We start from the raw sequence: 16,637 nt of genomic DNA, 5'->3' as shown, positions 1-16,637 counted from the left end.
GCTCAAGCAGACTGGAACAAGAGGGTAATTCTCCTGTTCGCGCACTTGTCCCTTCACTCGTGCGCGACAGTCGAATTGTAAAAAGAAACGACGGAACACCGTCGTATCATGGGGAGGCGCCAGCATCATGTTTGATGAGGAGCGCCTGAATGAAGATCGAAGACGCAGTTACGGCTGTCACGTCAGAAGCGAGCACGCTCATGTCTTGTCTCGGCCAGCCCGTTGTCGCCTACCACGTCATGGAAATCATGAGAGAGACAGACCTGGCCCACGCCCGCGAGATGCAGCACGCGCTGATGCGACGAAGCATCGAGGCTCTTGTCGATGACGGCCTGGAAGGCGTCGCCGCCGAACATTTCGCATCCCAGTTCGACGGCCGTGTCGGCCTGACTTGGAGACTCCTACACGCATCCGACGGCGTGGCGCATTGATCACGACCAGAGCGGTCCTGGTCAGCTCTGGCAAGATCAGCTTCGAGGAGCGAAGCCGATGATCGGCGAAGCCGCCGATCGTTGGTATTTCCGCACGGCTGCCGCCGATCTTGAGATTGCGGCTTGCGAGGAATAGGCATGGGCGGGGGAGGCCGATATTCTACGCTTGGATTCGCGGTCCTCGACGCTCTGCCACTCTGGAACCAGGACTAACGCGATCAAAACGTAGCGAAAAATCGCACGCAGGCCCGTAAAATAGCGCGCCGGCGCAGAAAAGGCGGTGGCTCCCCGGGCCGGACAACTTGTCAAATCGAACCGGAGAAACTTTATGCCTGAAAGTCGTTATATTTCAATCGCTTAAGTAGGCCACCTCTCCCGAGGTGCCACCGCGTTGGTGTACCTCCATGGGTAGCAGTGGTGTGCCTCAGGCGTCAAGCCTTGATCCACTGAGAGTGCGCTTGGGTCCCAAACCCTTGTCTCGCTCCGCGCACCGTGCCGGCAATACCTTGCAACCTTCGGGTCTGTGAATTGTCTTTGCCAGAACGCGGCTTCCTCAACTAATCTATTTCCTAGATTATTCCTAAGCAACAGCAGGCTGTATGCATGCAGATGAGAGGGACTGCCAAACGACATCTAAAGTCATGCTTTGCTGGAACGGCTCTGTGCTACGCTGCTCTTAGGTGGTCGGTAGAATGACTGGGTCAAATGCTCCCCGGGTTTGGCTGGGCTCGCCATGCGTTGCGGCCCTAACCCGCTTCCATCAGCCGCTGCACCTGTGACGCAGAGAACGGCTGCCCCCGTGCGGTCGTGTGGCCAAGCCGTGCAAGCTCCGCTGCGATTTCCCGCAGGCTCCTTGCTTTGCCCGTCTTGGGGCTCTTGCGGGCCAACCGCTTCGCTTCCTTGATCAACTCTGGGCTGGACACGCGATAGCCGTGGTTGCCTTCCACACGCCTCCCGGCTGCCTTTGAGGCCCGGTCACGAGCGCCCCTAAGCTTCGCCACAAGCTGCGCCTTCTCAAACTCAGCCACGGCCCCGAGTATCTGCCGCACCATGGCTGCCGTGGGCGTGTCGTCTGTGAAGCTGTCGGGCGCGTCGACGGGGATCAATTCATAGCCGAGCCCCTGAAGCAGCCTGTGTCCAGCTATCTGCACGGCAAGGTCACGCGCGAACCGGCTGGCGTTCTCGATCAGGATCACCCGCGCGCCATTGCCGGCCATGTATTCAAGGAGGTCTTGGAAGCCGGGGCGCGTGTCAATCGGGTCAGCCCCACTCACTGCCGCATCATGGAACTCCCGAACCACCGTGATGCCGTGCCGCTTGGCATACTCCTCAATCGCCTGCCGCTGCCTCGGTGCGCTGTCGCCATCGACATTAGTCCGTGAGGAGGTCCGAAGGTAAGCAACTGCCGTGAGCATTCTCTAGGGTCCTATCCGTTGCACCACAAGCCATTGGGCTCGTTACGTGTACCTAATACTTGAGAATTAGGTACACGGTCAAGGGAGTGCGGTTGGATAGTGGCAGCCGCCGAAGGGCTGCCCGTGCGGTTATGCTGGCTGACATGAACACGCTCTGGTGACTATTCGTCCCATTGAAGGGAAACCATGCGCGCGGGCTTATTTGTGGCCTGTTTCCTCGGGACGCTCGCCGCAATGGGTCGCGCCTAGGCACGCGCGTCCTATGGCAGCTCGGGCCGTGGAAATGCCTCCGTGCAAGCCTTCGGCTCGCCCATGGCGTGCGTGGCATAGATCAGGCAGCGAATAGCCGTGGCGCGGCGACGACCAAAGTAATCGGCCCCAAGCGTGGCCGCCAAATTGGCGACTTGCAGAACAATGAGTACTGTGATGGCGGTTTTCATGGTCTCTTCCCCCTGGCCGGCGCGGCCCCAAATTCAGTGCATCAATCCCACGAAATGCCCGCCACCGCCACTGGCACCCTCTACGCATACGCGCGGAGCTACAGACAGGATGATTGTGGGAGGGAAGGCGACCCGAGCGGCAGGACGTGAGGGAAACGAAGGGGGCACGGGGGGTCGTCGCGCGAGCCAGTTATCCGATCCCCCGCTCAGAAATTTTTACCAAGCATTCCCGAGGAACAAATCTGTTCGCCGGAAGGTTCGGTCTTATTGGCACGTAGGCCGCCCATGCCTGAAGTCGACAAAACAAAACAGAAGGTCATCGCCGAGGTTGTGCGGCGGTGGATCACCTCAGAGGTAATCCGCAATTACCTTCGCAACCTGCTAAATCTGCCTGTAGAACGGGAGCTGTCGGCTGAGCAAAGGGACTTGCTGCAGGAACTTGATCGGGCCGACAAAGAGTGACTGCATGGCGCTCCATTGGTTCTCCCCGCCGGTCCCTGTCAGGACCGAGGGTAGCGGTTCGACGCGCAAGGTCAGAAACGCTGAAGCAGCCGCTGAGGAACTCCTGAAGTGGACCAACCATGGCCTTCAGTGGGACCTCGCGGTGCGCGTCTGCATCGCTGTGATTTCCGACCAGATGGAACCTGAGGAGGCCCGGAAGGCATTCCTGGCTGCCGCTAAGGAGCAGGGCACGTTAGTTCCCCCGTAGGGTGAGGCCCGCGACCGAGAGGAATTGGCGGCGGAACCCCAACAGTGGCTGCACCGAGAAGGATCGACCGCGTTAACCGGCGGGGCCCTGCATTTGTTCCCAAATGCGTGAGGCGCTACAACCGAGTTGGGCAGCCAGCTCTTCCCGCTCTAAGTTCATCCTCATGGCAACCCGCCCAGCACCCTGAACCAATTTTGTACGATTTTTACTCATCGTTGATGCCGATCACGGCGAGAGTACTATGCCCTTCGGCGTGTCCCTGGGGAGGCTGACGAGCGTCGTGCAAAGACTCAGTCCAGTTCTAGAGCAAGTAATCTTCGCACTCATCAACAGGGCGGACCGCCGCGACACTGTCTCGATCAAAGCGGCACTAAACGAAGTTCGGGAGTCTGCGCCTTATCTGGTGGCATCTGACGACGTACTAACCGAGGCGATTGTCGAGGCAGCAACTGCCATGGGCCTGTTCGTGTGTTTCGACGGTCGGAGTAGCTGTCCAGCGCAAGCCAATGGTAGGAACAGCCTATGACCAGTAGCAGCAGTTCCATGAGTGGCATTGCCTATCCTGGCGACCTGGTTCTCTTGAAGCAGGTCTTCGATCGCGTGTGCGCCGAGGAAGGTATTCCAGTAGGAAGCGAGCAGGCGGAGCGCCTGAGCGTGAGCGCAATGGAACTCTTCTCGGACGGCGTGTTCGACGAGGCTGTTCTTTATGAACGCCTTCGACTTTATGCCCGATTGTAGCGTGGAAAGCGCATGACCTCCCATCATCAGGAAGCCGTGACGAGCCTTGTCGCTCGTTATGAGACCCTTGTGTCGATACAAGACAGAATTGTTGAACGCGACCGGCGCTTCGGTGAACCTGCCGAGAAGGACGAGGCCGTTTTGCAGTGGCTGTTGGTCTCACTACTGAAGGCCCGCATTGCCCTGGAGCGCGAGATCAGGCCGACGTTCTAGTTGGTCAGCCGGTTCGGGCCGCCCCAGATTCCCCTCATCGCAACTCATTGGTTCTCCGCGGAGTCCTTGTGGACCCGCAGCTCGAACTTGATCACTGCCTCTAAGAACGTCTCGTCCGTCTCGTCGCGAACAGCCATCACAAATTCTCGATAGGGGCCATCCGGCAGCTTATCTTTAGTAATCTCAACCAAGGCCTTCACCGCCTCTTTTTTCGCAGCTTCGAGGTTGGGCAGATCGCTACCTTCAACATCGGGGAAGACTTGGTCGGTATCGGTGAAGTGGAAGAAAAACCGGGGCATCCCTAGGAACAGAGTAACGCGGGAATGGTTCACGCTTGCGTCACGATTGCTGTACACGGCCCTTGCCGCCCTAGATTCCCCTCCTGGCAACCTATTGGTTCGTCCCGCCGGTGTTCAACGCGAGGGCAGCCCTCGAGCAGCTCAAGACGTGGACCCGGAGAGGACCTCGCTGGCACAAGGCGGTGACCCTCTGCCTGTCAGTGCGGCTTGGATTGGAAGTCGATTAAGATATGCCGGCGCTCTTTGCCGTATTGCTGGACGCGTTTGACCAGCGAGAGCAGGAGATAGCTGAGGAGCCCTCGGACGCTTTCGTCCATCGAATTGATCCTTAAGACTGCGGTAGTATCATCGAACCCTTACAACCGGGGGGTTGGATGGGCGTTGCAAGGATCAATCCAGTTTTGGAGCAGGCAATTGATGCAGTCCTCAACAGGGCTGACTGGGGGGACACAATATCGATTTCTGTCGCGTTACGCCGGGTTCGGGAGGCGGCACCTCATTTGGTCGCGACAGACCAAGAGATAAGGGACGCCATACTCGAAGTTGCCGATGCCCTTCGGCTGTCAGTAGCGGACAATGACGGGTAGTATCCACCGGCATTCCCCGACGGCTCACAAATCCATCTGACCAAGACGGGACCCAAGTGGAAGAAGGCTCTGCAGCTCTGCACAGAGGCATTGGCGGGCGGAGCGTCCCCAGAAGAGGCACGTATGGCCTTCGAGGCTGCTAAGGAGGAGGGATGCTACGCTCCTCTGGTTAGGTCTGCATTCCGCTTGCTACCGCGTCCCCCGTCTGATTAGGGCATGCCGGTCACGGTGGAAATCAACACCGGCAACCGCCGGGTGATCGAGTTCCTGTTCGTTGATGGAGATGACGGATGAGGGATGTTATGAAAGATAAAAACGCATTCTTGAAAATCTTGCATGTGTCAACTCTGACCATAGCACTCGCCTTCGACGTCTTAGGAGCGCTGGCACAAAATAATTCTGATTTCGACGAAAAGGCATTCGTGAAGATGGTTCTGTCAGGTAAATGCGACGACGCATTCCGCTCTATTTGGCACAGAGTGGCGACAGGCGAAGTAAAACCGACAGAAATACTTTCACATTACATCGATAATCAGATTGTTCTAGAGGATTTAAATAAGTCCAATATGTCTGACAGAAAGATCTCCCTGATGCTTCGGATGAAGATTTTTGGTCGCGGCAGTCGTGGAAGCGATAATCGATTGATGCGTCGTTTGTTGTCGCCAGAAATTATGCAGCCTGGGGGCAAAAAAATCGGAGCGTGTCTGGCCGCCTCTAAGCGCTCTGGAGAGGCAGTGCAGGAATGCATTGAGAATGCGCAAGCCGTGGGCATAGTCGACGACTTTATGAAATTCTACTTCTACGCCGACAAAGCAATGAATGACGCTGTCGTAGTGCAGTGCGGGAGGAAGTAACATGTGGGGTGGGGGCTTCCCGTGTCCCTGTGCCCCCTCGGCTACGCCCTGAGGAGAACTTCAGGGGAGCCTTGGGGAACCGGCCAACCGTCACTCCATGTCAGGTACGTCGCCCCCAACAAAGAGCGTCGTCGGCTCGCCGTATTCGCCCAGCGCCGAGTTAGCATCACGGGACCACGCAATGACACCGACATGTTTGCCCGCAAGAGCCTTCGCGGTCCTTATGGCCCGATCTTCCGACTGCTGCTCGGCTGGACCGAAGACAGGCTGAAGGTCGCCAGTGTCATCACGGTCGAAGGCAGTGACGACAATGAGCTTGGGAGTCTTCTGCTGCGGTAGGGTGCTCTCCGACATGCTGACGGCCTTCCTCTGATGCGAGCCTTATTCGGCGTCGCTGGCGTACCATCTTCGGCGGTGCCATCCCCTGCTAAACCCATGGCTCAAAGCGGGGGCCGCTAGGGCCAGCTCACGCTCCAGGGCAGCGTTGGCGACAAGAAGCACCTTGACGGCTTCTCTGGCGCCACCATGGGCTGCTATGGCCTCGGCGGTCGCAAGCTCCCAGTCGTGAGAATCAAGTTGCTGTTCCTGCGATCTCTCGGTTTGTTCTCCCATGGCTGTTGGTCTCTCTGGGGCTGTCAAAGCGGCATTGTGTGGTTCCACCTGAGTGTCTCCTAATGGCGCGCTCCAGCAGTGAACAAAAGTGGAACGAAATTGTCAGTGGTGGATTGACCGGAGGAGGAATTAGTTCCTACTTTGGGCCATGCCTGACACTGGTGGAAGACGTAAACGCGGCAGCGAATGGAAGCTCAGCAATGCCCACGAGGCAGGGCAGCTTGTGCGCATTCATTGCGGGCTCTGCAACGTCAAGCGCTGGCATCAGCCGGGGACCTGAGGCCGAACTGGTGGGGGACAAAATGACCTGCGAACGGTGCGACAAGAACGAGTCCATGCATGTCGAGACACAAAACCCGACGGCACGAGAACGGCAGGACATTCGGGTCACGCGGCTTGCCGAAACAAGAACGGTGCGGCGGGTTATTTGGCGGGACGAGGACTGAGAGAGCCTGCTTTGACCTTTTTTGCCTCTCCGTCTTGGCAGCCATACGACAATCCGTCACCCAAGCGCGCTCCTCCGGGGCGAATTTCCTTCTCGAAAGCGGACGTCCGGCGCAACCAGCCCGCAGGACCGCAAAGAAGCCATATCCCTTGCCTCCAAATGGCGGACACGGTCGAGAACCGGCCGGCACCTTACATAGCGGCACTCCATCTTCAATCACCAGCGTGGAGCGAAGCAGAACCGTCGATGGTCGGAGGTCTGTACTCGCCATCCTTAGGGACAGCGTTAATAGCCTTCCGAATCGACTCCCCTCAGGAACTCCATGAGCATCTTTATTTCCATGCGGTCGCGTTTCCGGTGAACGCTCCTGACTGCAACAAAGCTCTTGGAGGTTCGGATGTTCCTCTTCGGATCGTAGAAAACCACGTCACGGTCAGCCATAGGCTTTAGGAACGGGCTTGCCATCAAGCCATGCTTGTCAGCCAACCAGCCATGGCGGAAGCCCTCGTAAGCCAGCAACCAAGTCCAACCAGTGAGGATACTTTCCTCGTTGATTTTGCGCTGCCAGGTATCGATTGGCAATTTTCCAATAAGTTTGCCTTTTTCCTTCATGTCCAAAAGTATCAACCCGATCGAACTGGATTGTACACTTTCCATCGCTAGACACAGCTTCCTGCAATCAACAGGACGTCCAAGCCCACGGAGCGTATAGAGTAACCAGATAACCTCGTAAGTATGCCCATTCTCAAGGGCAGTTTCCGCTAAACTTAAAAACCTCTCTCCAATACGTTTTGTAGACACACTCTTGGTGCGGTGTTGAACATCTAAGATTAGCCTGCAGATGCGGTCCATCGAGTTTGGAGCCACTACCGCCGCCTTTAGCAGGAAGGACTCCATAGTTGAGGTATCAGAAGCTCCAATCGATGAACTTTCTATCACGGACAGCGCATAATTGATGACCGGATCAGCGCGATTGCTGGATTGGAGCCTGAGGCACAGATTAAGGAACTCCTTCAATCGTGCGCCCCTCAATCCCTGAGTCCCGTGCGATAGAAAAGCACCGATCTCGGATATGCGGCGATGCATGATCGAGGTGTATGTCAGACACCCTGAGCCCGGAAGCTTCTGCAAGGCGGCTGCCTGTGCCGTCCAGCAGCCTCCAGATGTGCTGAAGGTCTTCCTTGGCCGTTGACATGATGCGGGCGCGTATTGCTGCGGCTTCGTCCAGGGTGAACGGGCGACGTTTGTCCTTGTCGGGCTCGGCCTTGTCCTTGGGAGCCGCCTCCAGGTACATGAAAGGGTTTGTGATCTTTAGGTCATATTCGCGAATGGCGTGATTGATAGCAGCGCGCACCACGTTGAAGTAACGGTCCACGGATGAGGCCTTCCGGCCGTCAATCATGTGGGCGCGGACCTCCTTAGCATCTTGCCGCTTCAAGCTGCGAAGTTTCCGGTCCCTTCCGAGTCCCTCTCTGACCAGCTTGAAAATCCGATCGAGTTCCATCTGCTTCGTTTTGTCGTCCCCGACCCTCTCTTCGAGATAGAGCTTCCGGGCGTCTTCGAGGGTGGGGTCGGGCTGCACTTCCCGGCCGCCTAACATCAATGCCCGAAGCAGCGCGGCGTCATTGGATGAGACTTCAACGGGGTAGCCGTCGTCTCCAACTGGATACTTCTGGGCGATACTCTCGGCTATCACGTCTCTCGCCACCACTTCGTGGTCGGAATCGCCGCCGCCGCTTTGCCAATCGGGGTCAAGCTTCCATTGCCTGATTTGCTTGTCGGCGCGTTGGAACCGGTCCAGCGGCGTGTCTGCAGCCCCGAGCGAGACAGCCTGAGGCGCTTTGATCCCCAGTGCTGCGGCTTTCAGTTGCCGCTCAGCTTCGGCATGGACCTTCTTATATCGTGCCATCGCTTCGGCCTCGGTTTTCCCGAGCGGCACAACGATCTCACCTCGACCGAGAAACGCCTTGAGGGCAGGGGGTACTTTGCGCCGATAACGCCATCCGGCCTTGCCGCGCTTCTGAAGATATTGCACTAAAATCATCATTCCCGTGTACCCTTCGGTGTACCTGAAGGTGTACCTCGGGGGAAGCGCAAACCCTTGCAACCGTTGGGATATAAGGCTTTGAGGCGTTAAATGGCTCCCCGGGCCGGATTCGAACCAGCGACCAACCGGTTAACAGCCGGTTGCTCTACCACTGAGCTACCGGGGAACAGAGGCTCTTGCGTGAGTGGGGCAGCCTATAGCAAACCCGTTTCGGCTTTGCAAAGAAGCATTTCGCATTTTTTCGAGGCTTTTTGGCGCGAGGCTTTCTGGCAATCGCCGGCGAGCGCCCTCATATGAGCTGTCTCTTGCCTGTCACGGAACGGAAAACGCCTTTGCGGCTTTTTCCGGCTGACGGTGTTACTGATGCAAACGGATCGACATTTCACATGACGGCAATGAGCGACGAACAGCCACCGGCCCGGAAAATCTCGGTCTTCGGCCGCCAGTTCACCATGCCGCGCTCGCGCGGCCTCAGGATTGCGATCGGCATCGTGCTGATCATCGGCGGCATTCTCGGCTTCCTGCCGATCCTGGGTTTCTGGATGGTACCGATCGGATTGCTGGTGCTCTCCTACGAATTCGCATCGGTTCGCCGTCACCGGCGCCGCTTCGTCGTCTGGTGGGAGCGACGGCGCCGGCCGGATTGAGGTTGCCCTGCTAACAGGCGGAAACAGGCAATTGTTTGAGAGCGGCGCGGTCCGTCCAGGCATCACCGAGGTTGGTCGAGGCAGCTTTCCAAGCGTTCGCAAAGCTCCTTGAGAACGGCGGTAGCCGATGCCAGCCGCGCCCGGTCGCGCGGCGGCAGGCTGTTTGCGCCTTCTATGCTGAGGCGGTCGATGGCGTAGCGCACAAGCTCTGCAGACTGCGACAATCCGCGCGGTGTGCCGTTTTCCGTAGCCGCTCGAAGCATGGTGGAGCCTCCTATCTGCCCCAATCTGGCCGCCGGTGTCGGGTTCCTGGAGCAGAGAATCATGCTTAACGACAAGCTAGTATGTGATTGTTAGCATGGCATCGCATTGATAAGCAGTGCCTCGATGTCGGAAGAACCGTTGGGAATGCATGGTGGCCGCTTGACGGCATTTTCGCCGCAACCTATTGGAGCCGGGTGGAACGCCGGGAGCAACGAGGCCTCGTGGCGGAGTGGTTACGCAGAGGACTGCAAATCCTTGCACCCCGGTTCGATTCCGGGCGAGGCCTCCAATACCCGAGCTCCCGCGCGTCAGCGCCAGGGGGCTTCAGTTTCGGTCGAAACAGCCGCGGCCTCTGCGCGGCAAGCGGATGGTTGGAACATGAGCGCTGATTTTGCCGAACGCCGGGTGAAGATGGTCGACGGCCAGATCCGCACCACCGACGTGACCAGCGCGCCGCTGCTCGAGGCGATGCTTGTGGTGCCGCGCGAGGCCTTTGTCGGCGCGGACCAGCGCGATCTTGCCTATATTGATGAGGATATCCGCATTGCCGATACGGCGGATGGTCCGCGCTATCTGATGGAACCGTCGCCATTGGCCAAGCTGATGCAGCTGGCCGATATCGGCCCAAGCGATTCGGCACTCGACGTTGGTTGCGGCACCGGCTATGCGGCGGCGATCCTGTCGCGGCTGGCAAGCTCCGTGGTGGCGCTGGAAAGCGACGCGGCGTTGGCCGAGACCGCCACGTCGACGCTCGCGGCACTTGGTTGCGACAATGTCACCGTGGTCCAGGGGCCGCTGCCGCAAGGCCATGCCGCCAAGGCGCCTTACGATGTCATCCTGATCGGCGGCAGCGTCGGGGAGGTGCCGGCGGCGCTGTTCGACCAGCTTGCCGAAGGCGGCCGACTCGTCGCCGTGGAAGGGCAGGGCAATGCGGGCGTAGCCCGACTTCTTATTAAGACTGGAGGGGTTGTAACGGGAAGACGCGCATTTAATGCGGCAATTAAGCCACTACCGGGATTCGAACGTATTCCCGCCTTCGAATTCTGAGTGATTTTGCCTTGCAGCGAAGGCGTTGTCATGATCGCTTGCGTTTGAACAATCGTTGCTGATCTGCATAACCGGGTGTTTCTTGGGGGCTTTCAGCGGGGGAACGATAGAAAACGCGGCGCCGGCTGATCCGAAGGAGAAGCCAGCGTGGCGCAGTTCCCGTGCAAAACGAATGAGGGAATATAACGTGCCGTCTGTACGCAAGTTGCTTTTTACCGCTGTCCTCGTTTCGGCGACAGCGCTTTCTCCACTGGCCGCCTCGGCCGAAACCATCCTCGGGGCACTTTCAAAGGCCTATCAGAACAATTCCTCGCTTAATTCTTCACGCGCCGGCGCCCGCGTCACCGACGAGGGCGTCGCCATCGCCAAGTCCGGCTGGCGCCCGACCATCACTGGTTCCGGAAACATTGATTATACCGCCAACCACATCAACCGGTTGCACCGAAACATCTCGATAACCACCGGCAATTTCGGCGTCGAGATCGATCAGACGCTGTTTGACGGTTTTCAGACCAGGAACAATGTGGCGGCCGCCGAATCGCGGGTCCGCGCTTCGTTCGAAAGCCTGCGTAACGCCGAAGAAAACACTCTTTTCAACGCGGCAAGTGCCTATATGGACGTTATCCGCGACCGCCAGGTCGCCGTGCTGACCGAACAGAACCTGCAATTCCTGACCGAGCAGGCGCGTGCGGCGCGTTCGCGCTTCGAGGTCGGCGAAGGTACGCGCACCGACGTCGCGCAAGCCGACGCCGAGCGTGCCTCCGCGGTGGCGCAGTTGAGCGCCGCCCGCGCCACGGCGCTGGCAAGCGCTGCGACCTATCGCCAGATCGTCGGCGACGAGCCGGGCAGGCTCAGGCCGGCTTCGCCGGTGTCGAAGCTGTTGCCGTCGAGTCTCGACGCGGCGATCGCGATCGCATCGGCCGAGCATCCGGCCATCCTCGCCACCGCGCATCTGGTCGACGCGGCGGCGTTTTCGGTGAAGTCTGCCGAAGGCGCGCTACTGCCTCAACTATCGGCGTCGGCGGGTGTTGAGAGCGACTATCGCGGCACCGCGCCCGGCTCGCTCGCCTCGACACAGGATGGCGTAATCAATTCGGCAAACATCGGCGCGACATTGACGATACCGATCTATTCCGGCGGCCGCACCTCGGCATTGGTTCGCCAATCAAAGGAATCACTTAGCCAGGCCCGTATCGAGGTCGATGTCAGCCGCGACACCGTGCGCCAAGCCGTGACCTCGGCATGGTCGCAATACACCGCCGCGCAGCAAAGCGTCACGGCCAACCGGCAGGTGGTCGCCGCAGCACAGCTTGCCTTGAGCGGCGTCATCGAGGAGCGCAATGTCGGCCAGCGCACCACGCTCGACGTGCTCAACGCGCAGGCGACCCTCATCACTGCCAAGATCAATCTTGTCAGCGCCGAACGCGACGTGGTGGTGGCAAGCTACGCCATCCTCTCGGCGGTTGGCCATTTGTCGGCGGAGCGCCTCGCGCTCAACGTGACGAAGTACAGGCCCGAAGAGCATTACAATGCCGTCAAGGACAAGTGGATCGGCTTGCGCACGCCGGACGGCCGCTGATCGCCAGGCCGTGTTTTCAGCCCGCGCCCGAACGACGCGCGGGCTTCAACTCCCGACCCTAATCTGTTGAAATCCGAGATGTCGCCAGATTGGGGATTCTCCCAAGGCGTTCCGTCGGTTACGCTGTTGCCATGATTCGAATCCGGCGTTTGCCGGACAGGAAATCTGAGAACGAGTCACAAGGGCGGCGGATGTGACGATGGCGACGGCAAGCAGCGTACAGCGCGAACCTTCCATGGAAGAGATACTGGCTTCCATCAGAAGGATCATCGAAGACAGCGATACCGGCCGCAAACAGCCGGGCGACGCGGACGAGCTGCGTCAGGATCTGCAACCGGCGCCGGCAGCCGGGCGAGCAGCGGAGGGCGATGCGTTCCGCTCCGAACTGCGTGGCGGACTGGAGATCGCCAAGCCGGCCACGCGGGCCGAGGTGCCGGCGCAGCTATCGGTCGCGCCCGTCACGCGCACGGAAACACCGCTGCGTCCCGGCCCGGTAAAAGCACCGGGCACGCTGGCCGAGGTGAACATCGCTCCCGAACCGACAGCAAAGCCGGATCGGCCTGCGACGGCCAAGGCTGCCGAGACGACCGACACCATCATCGCCGATTGGCGGCGCGAGATCGCCACGGTCGGCGACGCGATGGCCAGGCCGGAGCGGGCCGAGCCACCCCGGACGCCGGACGCCGAGCCGAAAGCCGAGGTTTTCGTGGGGGAGGCGACTGCTGGACCTGCGCCGGAGCCTTCGGAGATTGGGCCGGAGCCTTGGGAAGGCGGATCGGAACCTTCGAAAATCAGCCCGGAACCTTCCAAAATCGGCCCGGAATCTTCGAAAATCGAATTGGCGCATCCGGCGGCCGGCGAGGCGCCGCCCGCACGTCCGGCGATCCTGTCGGAGCACACGGGCCGGCAGGTTGCCGCCGCCTTCGGCGAGCTTTCCGACGCGTTTGCCAGCCGGAGCAAGAAGACCTTTGACGAGATGGCCGAGGAGATGCTGCGGCCCATGCTGCAAGACTGGCTGGACAACAACCTGCCGACGCTTGTCGAGCGGCTGGTGCGCGAGGAAATCGAGCGCGTCGCACGCGGCGCGCAGTAGCAATTCGGAGAAGACGCCGACAGGCGGCTCGACCGGCGAATTGTCGAAATCGGCGCTGCCCCTCATCCGCCTGCCGGCACCTTCTCCCCGTATAGTGACGGGGAGAAGGGGTTGACCGCAATTTAGGCGCCTTTTCCGCAACGTTCGTGACTGGCGAAAGCTTCAGTACAGGCGTCTTTCTCCCCGTCACCATACGGGGAGAAATGCCCGGCAGGGCAATGAGGGGCAGCGCAAACCTGAAGCGATTGCCTTGCAACATTCGGTGCCGCGAGTTGCACCGAACCATCCCGACGCTATCTATTGGCCATGCCGCGCTTGCGGTTGACTTGGCAACAACCTTCCGATTTACACCGGACCACAAATTCCGGACAGCGCGGACCGTTTCCCCATGCTCGAAAAGACCTACGACGCCAAAGCCGTCGAGCCGAAGATTGCCAGAATCTGGGAAGAGGCCGACGCGTTTCGGGCCGGAGCCGGGGCCGAGGACGGGGCTGAAGCCTTCACCATCGTCATCCCGCCGCCGAATGTCACCGGCTCGCTGCATATGGGCCATGCGCTCAACAACACGCTGCAGGACATTCTGGTGCGCTTCGAGCGCATGCGTGGCAAGAACGTCTTGTGGCAGCCGGGCATGGATCACGCCGGCATCGCCACGCAGATGGTGGTCGAGCGCCAGCTGATGGAAAAACAGATCCACCGCCGCGACCTGACGCGCGATGAGTTCATCGACAAGGTGTGGGAGTGGAAGGCCGAGTCCGGCGGCGCGATCCTCAACCAGCTGAAGCGGCTCGGGGCCTCGGCCGACTGGAGCCGGGAGCGCTTCACCATGGACGAGGGCCTGTCCAAGGCCGTGCTCGAAGTGTTCGTGACGCTCTACAAGCAAGGGCTGATCTACAAGGACAAGCGCCTTGTGAACTGGGACCCGAAGCTGTTGACCGCCATCTCGGATCTCGAGGTCGAGCAGCAGGAGGTCAACGGCAACCTCTGGCACTTCCGCTATCCGGTCGAAGGCACGACATTCGATCCGGAAAATCCGAAGACCTTCATCACCGTTGCGACGACCCGCCCTGAGACGATGCTGGGCGATACGGCTGTCGCAGTCCACCCCGACGACGAACGTTTCCGGCATCTCGTCGGCAAAAACCTTGTTCTGCCGATCGTCGGCCGCAGGATTCCGGTGGTCGCGGACGAGTATTCCGATCCCGAAAAAGGCAGCGGCGCGGTCAAGATCACGCCGGCGCATGACTTCAACGATTTCGAGGTCGGCAAGCGCCACCGGCTGCCGGCGGTCAACATTCTCACCGTCAATGCGGCGGTGAGCCTCAAGGACAATGAGGACTTTCTCGCCGGGCTGGAAGTGACACCGGAGCGCCAAGCCGTCTGGGACAGCCTCGACGGCCTCGATCGTTTCGATGCGCGCAAGAAGATCGTCGAGCTGATGGAGGCGGACGGCTTTCTCGAGAAGGTCGAGCCGCATCGCCACACGGTGCCGCACGGCGACCGTGGCGGCGTGCCGATCGAGCCGTTTCTGACCGATCAGTGGTATGTCAATGCGGCGGAACTGGCCAAGCCAGCCATAGCCTCGGTGCGCGAGGGCCGTACCAATTTCGTGCCCAAAAACTGGGAAAAGACCTATTTCGACTGGATGGAGAACATCCAGCCCTGGTGCATTTCGCGCCAGCTCTGGTGGGGCCACCAGATCCCTGCCTGGTACGGGCCGGACGGGCATATCTTTGTCGAAAAGACCGAGGAAGAAGCGCTCGGTGCCGCCGTCGAATATTATCTGGCGCTGGAAGGGCCGTGGAAGGCCTGGGTCGAGGACAAGCTCGAGAATTTCCAGCCTGGCGAGATCCTGACCCGCGACGAGGACGTGCTCGACACATGGTTCTCGTCGGCGCTGTGGCCGTTCTCGACGCTTGGCTGGCCGGACCAGACGCCGGAGCTGAAGACCTATTACCCGACCAACGTGCTGGTCACCGGTTTCGACATCATCTTCTTCTGGGTCGCCCGCATGATGATGATGGGCCTGCATTTCATGGATCAGGAGCCGTTTCATACCGTCTATGTCCATGCGCTGGTTCGCGACAAGAACGGGCAGAAGATGTCGAAGTCGAAAGGCAACGTCATCGATCCGCTCGAGCTCATCGACGAATACGGCGCCGATGCGCTGCGCTTCACCTTGACGGTAATGGCAGCGCAAGGGCGCGACGTTAAGCTCGATCCGGCCCGCATTGCCGGTTATCGCAATTTCGGCACCAAGCTGTGGAACGCGACGCGCTTCGCCGAGATGAACGAAGTGGCGCGCGACGACGATTTCTGGCTGCAGGAGGCCAAGCTGGCGGTCAACCGCTGGATCCTGACGGAGCTGACGCGAGCCGCGCGCGACATAACCGACGGCATCACCTCGTACCGTTTCAACGAGGCGGCGGGTGCTGCCTACCGGTTCGTCTGGAACCAGTTCTGCGACTGGTACCTGGAACTGCTGAAGCCAGTGTTCATGGGCACCGACGAGGCCGCCAAGGCCGAGAGCAGGGCGTGCGTCGCCTTCGTGCTCGACGAGATCTACAAGCTGCTGCATCCGATGATGCCGTTCATGACCGAGGAACTGTGGGCCGAAACCGCCGGCGAGGGCAGGCAACGGCCGTCGCTGCTTTGTCATGCCGCGTGGCCGTCGCCCGACTTCGAGGACGAGGCGGCCGCCGCCGATATCAACTGGCTGGTCGATCTCGTCTCCGGCATCCGCTCGGTGCGTTCGGAGATGAACGTGCCGCCGGGGGCGATCGCACCGCTCGTAGTGATCGGCGCCAACGAAGCGACACGCGAAAGGTTCGAGCGTCAGGGCTCGGCTATCAAGCGTCTGGCGCGGGTCGGCGATATCTCGCTCGCCGAGACGCCACCCAGGGGATCCGCCCAGATCGTCGTCAACGAGGCGACCATCTGCCTGCCGCTCGGCAGCCTTATCGACGTTGCCGCCGAGGCAGCGCGCCTGCAGAAGGAGCTTGCGAGGGTGACCGAGGAAATAGCGCGGCTTTACAAGAAGCTGTCCAACGACAAATTTGTCGCCAACGCGCCGGAAGAGGTGGTGGAGGCCGAGCGCGAAAAGCTCGCCGAATATCGCGAGGCGCAAGAGAAGCTTTCGGTGGCATTGACGCGGGTGCGCGATGCCGGCTGATCGAACAAATTGAGCCGGCTGATCGAACAGATTCGCCGGTCACGA

Annotated in this window: 19 protein-coding genes and 2 tRNA genes; 13 read left to right on the top strand and 8 right to left on the bottom strand. The window is 59.9% G+C overall.

Going from position 1 to position 16,637, the window contains the following annotated elements; genetic code table 11:
• Positions 1 to 149 precede the first annotated feature (149 nt).
• Positions 150 to 431: a hypothetical protein gene (locus AC0L2P_RS09705; protein WP_473501014.1), complete on the top strand. Its 282-nt coding sequence runs from the start codon at positions 150 to 152 to the stop codon at positions 429 to 431.
• 746 nt (positions 432 to 1,177) lie between these two features.
• On the opposite strand, the gene AC0L2P_RS09700 is transcribed toward AC0L2P_RS09705, so the two are convergent.
• Both AC0L2P_RS09700 and AC0L2P_RS09695 read right to left on the bottom strand, forming a co-directional pair.
• Positions 1,178 to 1,846 (bottom strand): recombinase family protein, encoded by a 669-nt coding sequence (locus tag AC0L2P_RS09700; RefSeq protein ID WP_473501013.1) that lies wholly within the window; start codon positions 1,844 to 1,846, stop codon positions 1,178 to 1,180.
• 260 nt (positions 1,847 to 2,106) lie between these two features.
• Positions 2,107 to 2,286 carry a hypothetical protein gene (locus tag AC0L2P_RS09695; RefSeq protein ID WP_352453788.1) on the bottom strand — a complete coding sequence of 60 codons (180 nt, stop codon included), beginning with the start codon at positions 2,284 to 2,286 and terminating at the stop codon, positions 2,107 to 2,109.
• Between the two features lie 285 nt (positions 2,287 to 2,571).
• Between AC0L2P_RS09695 and AC0L2P_RS09690 the strand changes: the two genes are divergently transcribed.
• From AC0L2P_RS09690 to AC0L2P_RS09675, 4 genes are all read left to right on the top strand, one after another.
• On the top strand, positions 2,572 to 2,748 hold the full coding sequence (locus AC0L2P_RS09690) for a hypothetical protein (protein WP_473501012.1): 177 nt from the start codon (positions 2,572 to 2,574) through the stop codon (positions 2,746 to 2,748).
• A 4-nt stretch (positions 2,749 to 2,752) separates the two neighbouring features.
• Complete coding sequence (locus AC0L2P_RS09685; protein ID WP_473501011.1) at positions 2,753 to 2,995, top strand: DUF982 domain-containing protein; 243 nt, start codon at positions 2,753 to 2,755, stop codon at positions 2,993 to 2,995.
• 522 nt (positions 2,996 to 3,517) lie between these two features.
• Positions 3,518 to 3,733, top strand: a complete 216-nt coding sequence (locus tag AC0L2P_RS09680; RefSeq protein WP_473501010.1) for a hypothetical protein — start codon at positions 3,518 to 3,520, stop codon at positions 3,731 to 3,733.
• Between the two features lie 12 nt (positions 3,734 to 3,745).
• Positions 3,746 to 3,946 (top strand): hypothetical protein, encoded by a 201-nt coding sequence (locus AC0L2P_RS09675; protein WP_473501009.1) that lies wholly within the window; start codon positions 3,746 to 3,748, stop codon positions 3,944 to 3,946.
• Positions 3,947 to 3,990: 44 nt separating this feature from the next.
• Here the strand turns inward: AC0L2P_RS09675 and AC0L2P_RS09670 are convergent, their stop codons facing one another.
• Positions 3,991 to 4,302: a DUF6894 family protein gene (locus tag AC0L2P_RS09670; RefSeq protein WP_473501008.1), complete on the bottom strand. Its 312-nt coding sequence runs from the start codon at positions 4,300 to 4,302 to the stop codon at positions 3,991 to 3,993.
• Between the two features lie 560 nt (positions 4,303 to 4,862).
• Between AC0L2P_RS09670 and AC0L2P_RS09665 the strand changes: the two genes are divergently transcribed.
• Both AC0L2P_RS09665 and AC0L2P_RS09660 read left to right on the top strand, forming a co-directional pair.
• Positions 4,863 to 5,045: a DUF982 domain-containing protein gene (locus AC0L2P_RS09665; protein WP_473501178.1), complete on the top strand. Its 183-nt coding sequence runs from the start codon at positions 4,863 to 4,865 to the stop codon at positions 5,043 to 5,045.
• Positions 5,046 to 5,134: 89 nt separating this feature from the next.
• Positions 5,135 to 5,686, top strand: coding sequence for a hypothetical protein (locus AC0L2P_RS09660; protein WP_473501007.1), 552 nt, complete (start codon positions 5,135 to 5,137; stop codon positions 5,684 to 5,686).
• Between the two features lie 90 nt (positions 5,687 to 5,776).
• Here the strand turns inward: AC0L2P_RS09660 and AC0L2P_RS09655 are convergent, their stop codons facing one another.
• The 4 genes from AC0L2P_RS09655 to AC0L2P_RS09640 form a co-directional block, all read right to left on the bottom strand.
• Positions 5,777 to 6,040 (bottom strand): hypothetical protein, encoded by a 264-nt coding sequence (locus tag AC0L2P_RS09655; RefSeq protein ID WP_473501006.1) that lies wholly within the window; start codon positions 6,038 to 6,040, stop codon positions 5,777 to 5,779.
• 988 nt (positions 6,041 to 7,028) lie between these two features.
• Positions 7,029 to 7,760, bottom strand: coding sequence for a hypothetical protein (locus AC0L2P_RS09650; RefSeq protein ID WP_473501005.1), 732 nt, complete (start codon positions 7,758 to 7,760; stop codon positions 7,029 to 7,031).
• Complete coding sequence (locus AC0L2P_RS09645; RefSeq protein ID WP_473501004.1) at positions 7,744 to 8,790, bottom strand: DUF6538 domain-containing protein; 1,047 nt, start codon at positions 8,788 to 8,790, stop codon at positions 7,744 to 7,746. The genes AC0L2P_RS09650 and AC0L2P_RS09645 overlap by 17 nt, the downstream gene beginning before the upstream one ends.
• A 91-nt stretch (positions 8,791 to 8,881) precedes the next feature.
• Positions 8,882 to 8,956 (bottom strand) — tRNA-Asn (locus AC0L2P_RS09640).
• Between the two features lie 220 nt (positions 8,957 to 9,176).
• Between AC0L2P_RS09640 and AC0L2P_RS09635 the strand changes: the two genes are divergently transcribed.
• Positions 9,177 to 9,437: a PGPGW domain-containing protein gene (locus AC0L2P_RS09635; protein ID WP_473501003.1), complete on the top strand. Its 261-nt coding sequence runs from the start codon at positions 9,177 to 9,179 to the stop codon at positions 9,435 to 9,437.
• A gap of 62 nt (positions 9,438 to 9,499) precedes the next feature.
• Here the strand turns inward: AC0L2P_RS09635 and AC0L2P_RS09630 are convergent, their stop codons facing one another.
• The gene (locus tag AC0L2P_RS09630; protein WP_473501002.1) at positions 9,500 to 9,700 is read right to left on the bottom strand and encodes a hypothetical protein; all 201 of its coding nucleotides are present in this window, start codon (positions 9,698 to 9,700) and stop codon (positions 9,500 to 9,502) included.
• Positions 9,701 to 9,916: 216 nt separating this feature from the next.
• Here AC0L2P_RS09630 and AC0L2P_RS09625 point away from each other — a divergent pair.
• From AC0L2P_RS09625 to AC0L2P_RS09605, 5 genes are all read left to right on the top strand, one after another.
• A tRNA-Cys gene (locus AC0L2P_RS09625) sits at positions 9,917 to 9,990 on the top strand.
• An 89-nt stretch (positions 9,991 to 10,079) separates the two neighbouring features.
• Positions 10,080 to 10,748, top strand: coding sequence for a protein-L-isoaspartate O-methyltransferase family protein (locus AC0L2P_RS09620; RefSeq protein WP_473501001.1), 669 nt, complete (start codon positions 10,080 to 10,082; stop codon positions 10,746 to 10,748).
• Between the two features lie 187 nt (positions 10,749 to 10,935).
• Positions 10,936 to 12,327 carry a TolC family outer membrane protein gene (locus AC0L2P_RS09615; protein ID WP_473501000.1) on the top strand — a complete coding sequence of 464 codons (1,392 nt, stop codon included), beginning with the start codon at positions 10,936 to 10,938 and terminating at the stop codon, positions 12,325 to 12,327.
• Between the two features lie 199 nt (positions 12,328 to 12,526).
• Positions 12,527 to 13,420 carry a PopZ family protein gene (locus AC0L2P_RS09610; protein ID WP_473500999.1) on the top strand — a complete coding sequence of 298 codons (894 nt, stop codon included), beginning with the start codon at positions 12,527 to 12,529 and terminating at the stop codon, positions 13,418 to 13,420.
• A 388-nt stretch (positions 13,421 to 13,808) separates the two neighbouring features.
• Positions 13,809 to 16,592, top strand: a complete 2,784-nt coding sequence (locus tag AC0L2P_RS09605; protein ID WP_473500998.1) for a valine--tRNA ligase — start codon at positions 13,809 to 13,811, stop codon at positions 16,590 to 16,592.
• The last annotated feature ends 45 nt before the right edge of the window (positions 16,593 to 16,637 follow it).

The sequence above is a fragment of the Mesorhizobium sp. WSM4836 genome (genome assembly GCF_055811815.1).
This window is presented reverse-complemented; position numbering and strand designations above follow the sequence as displayed.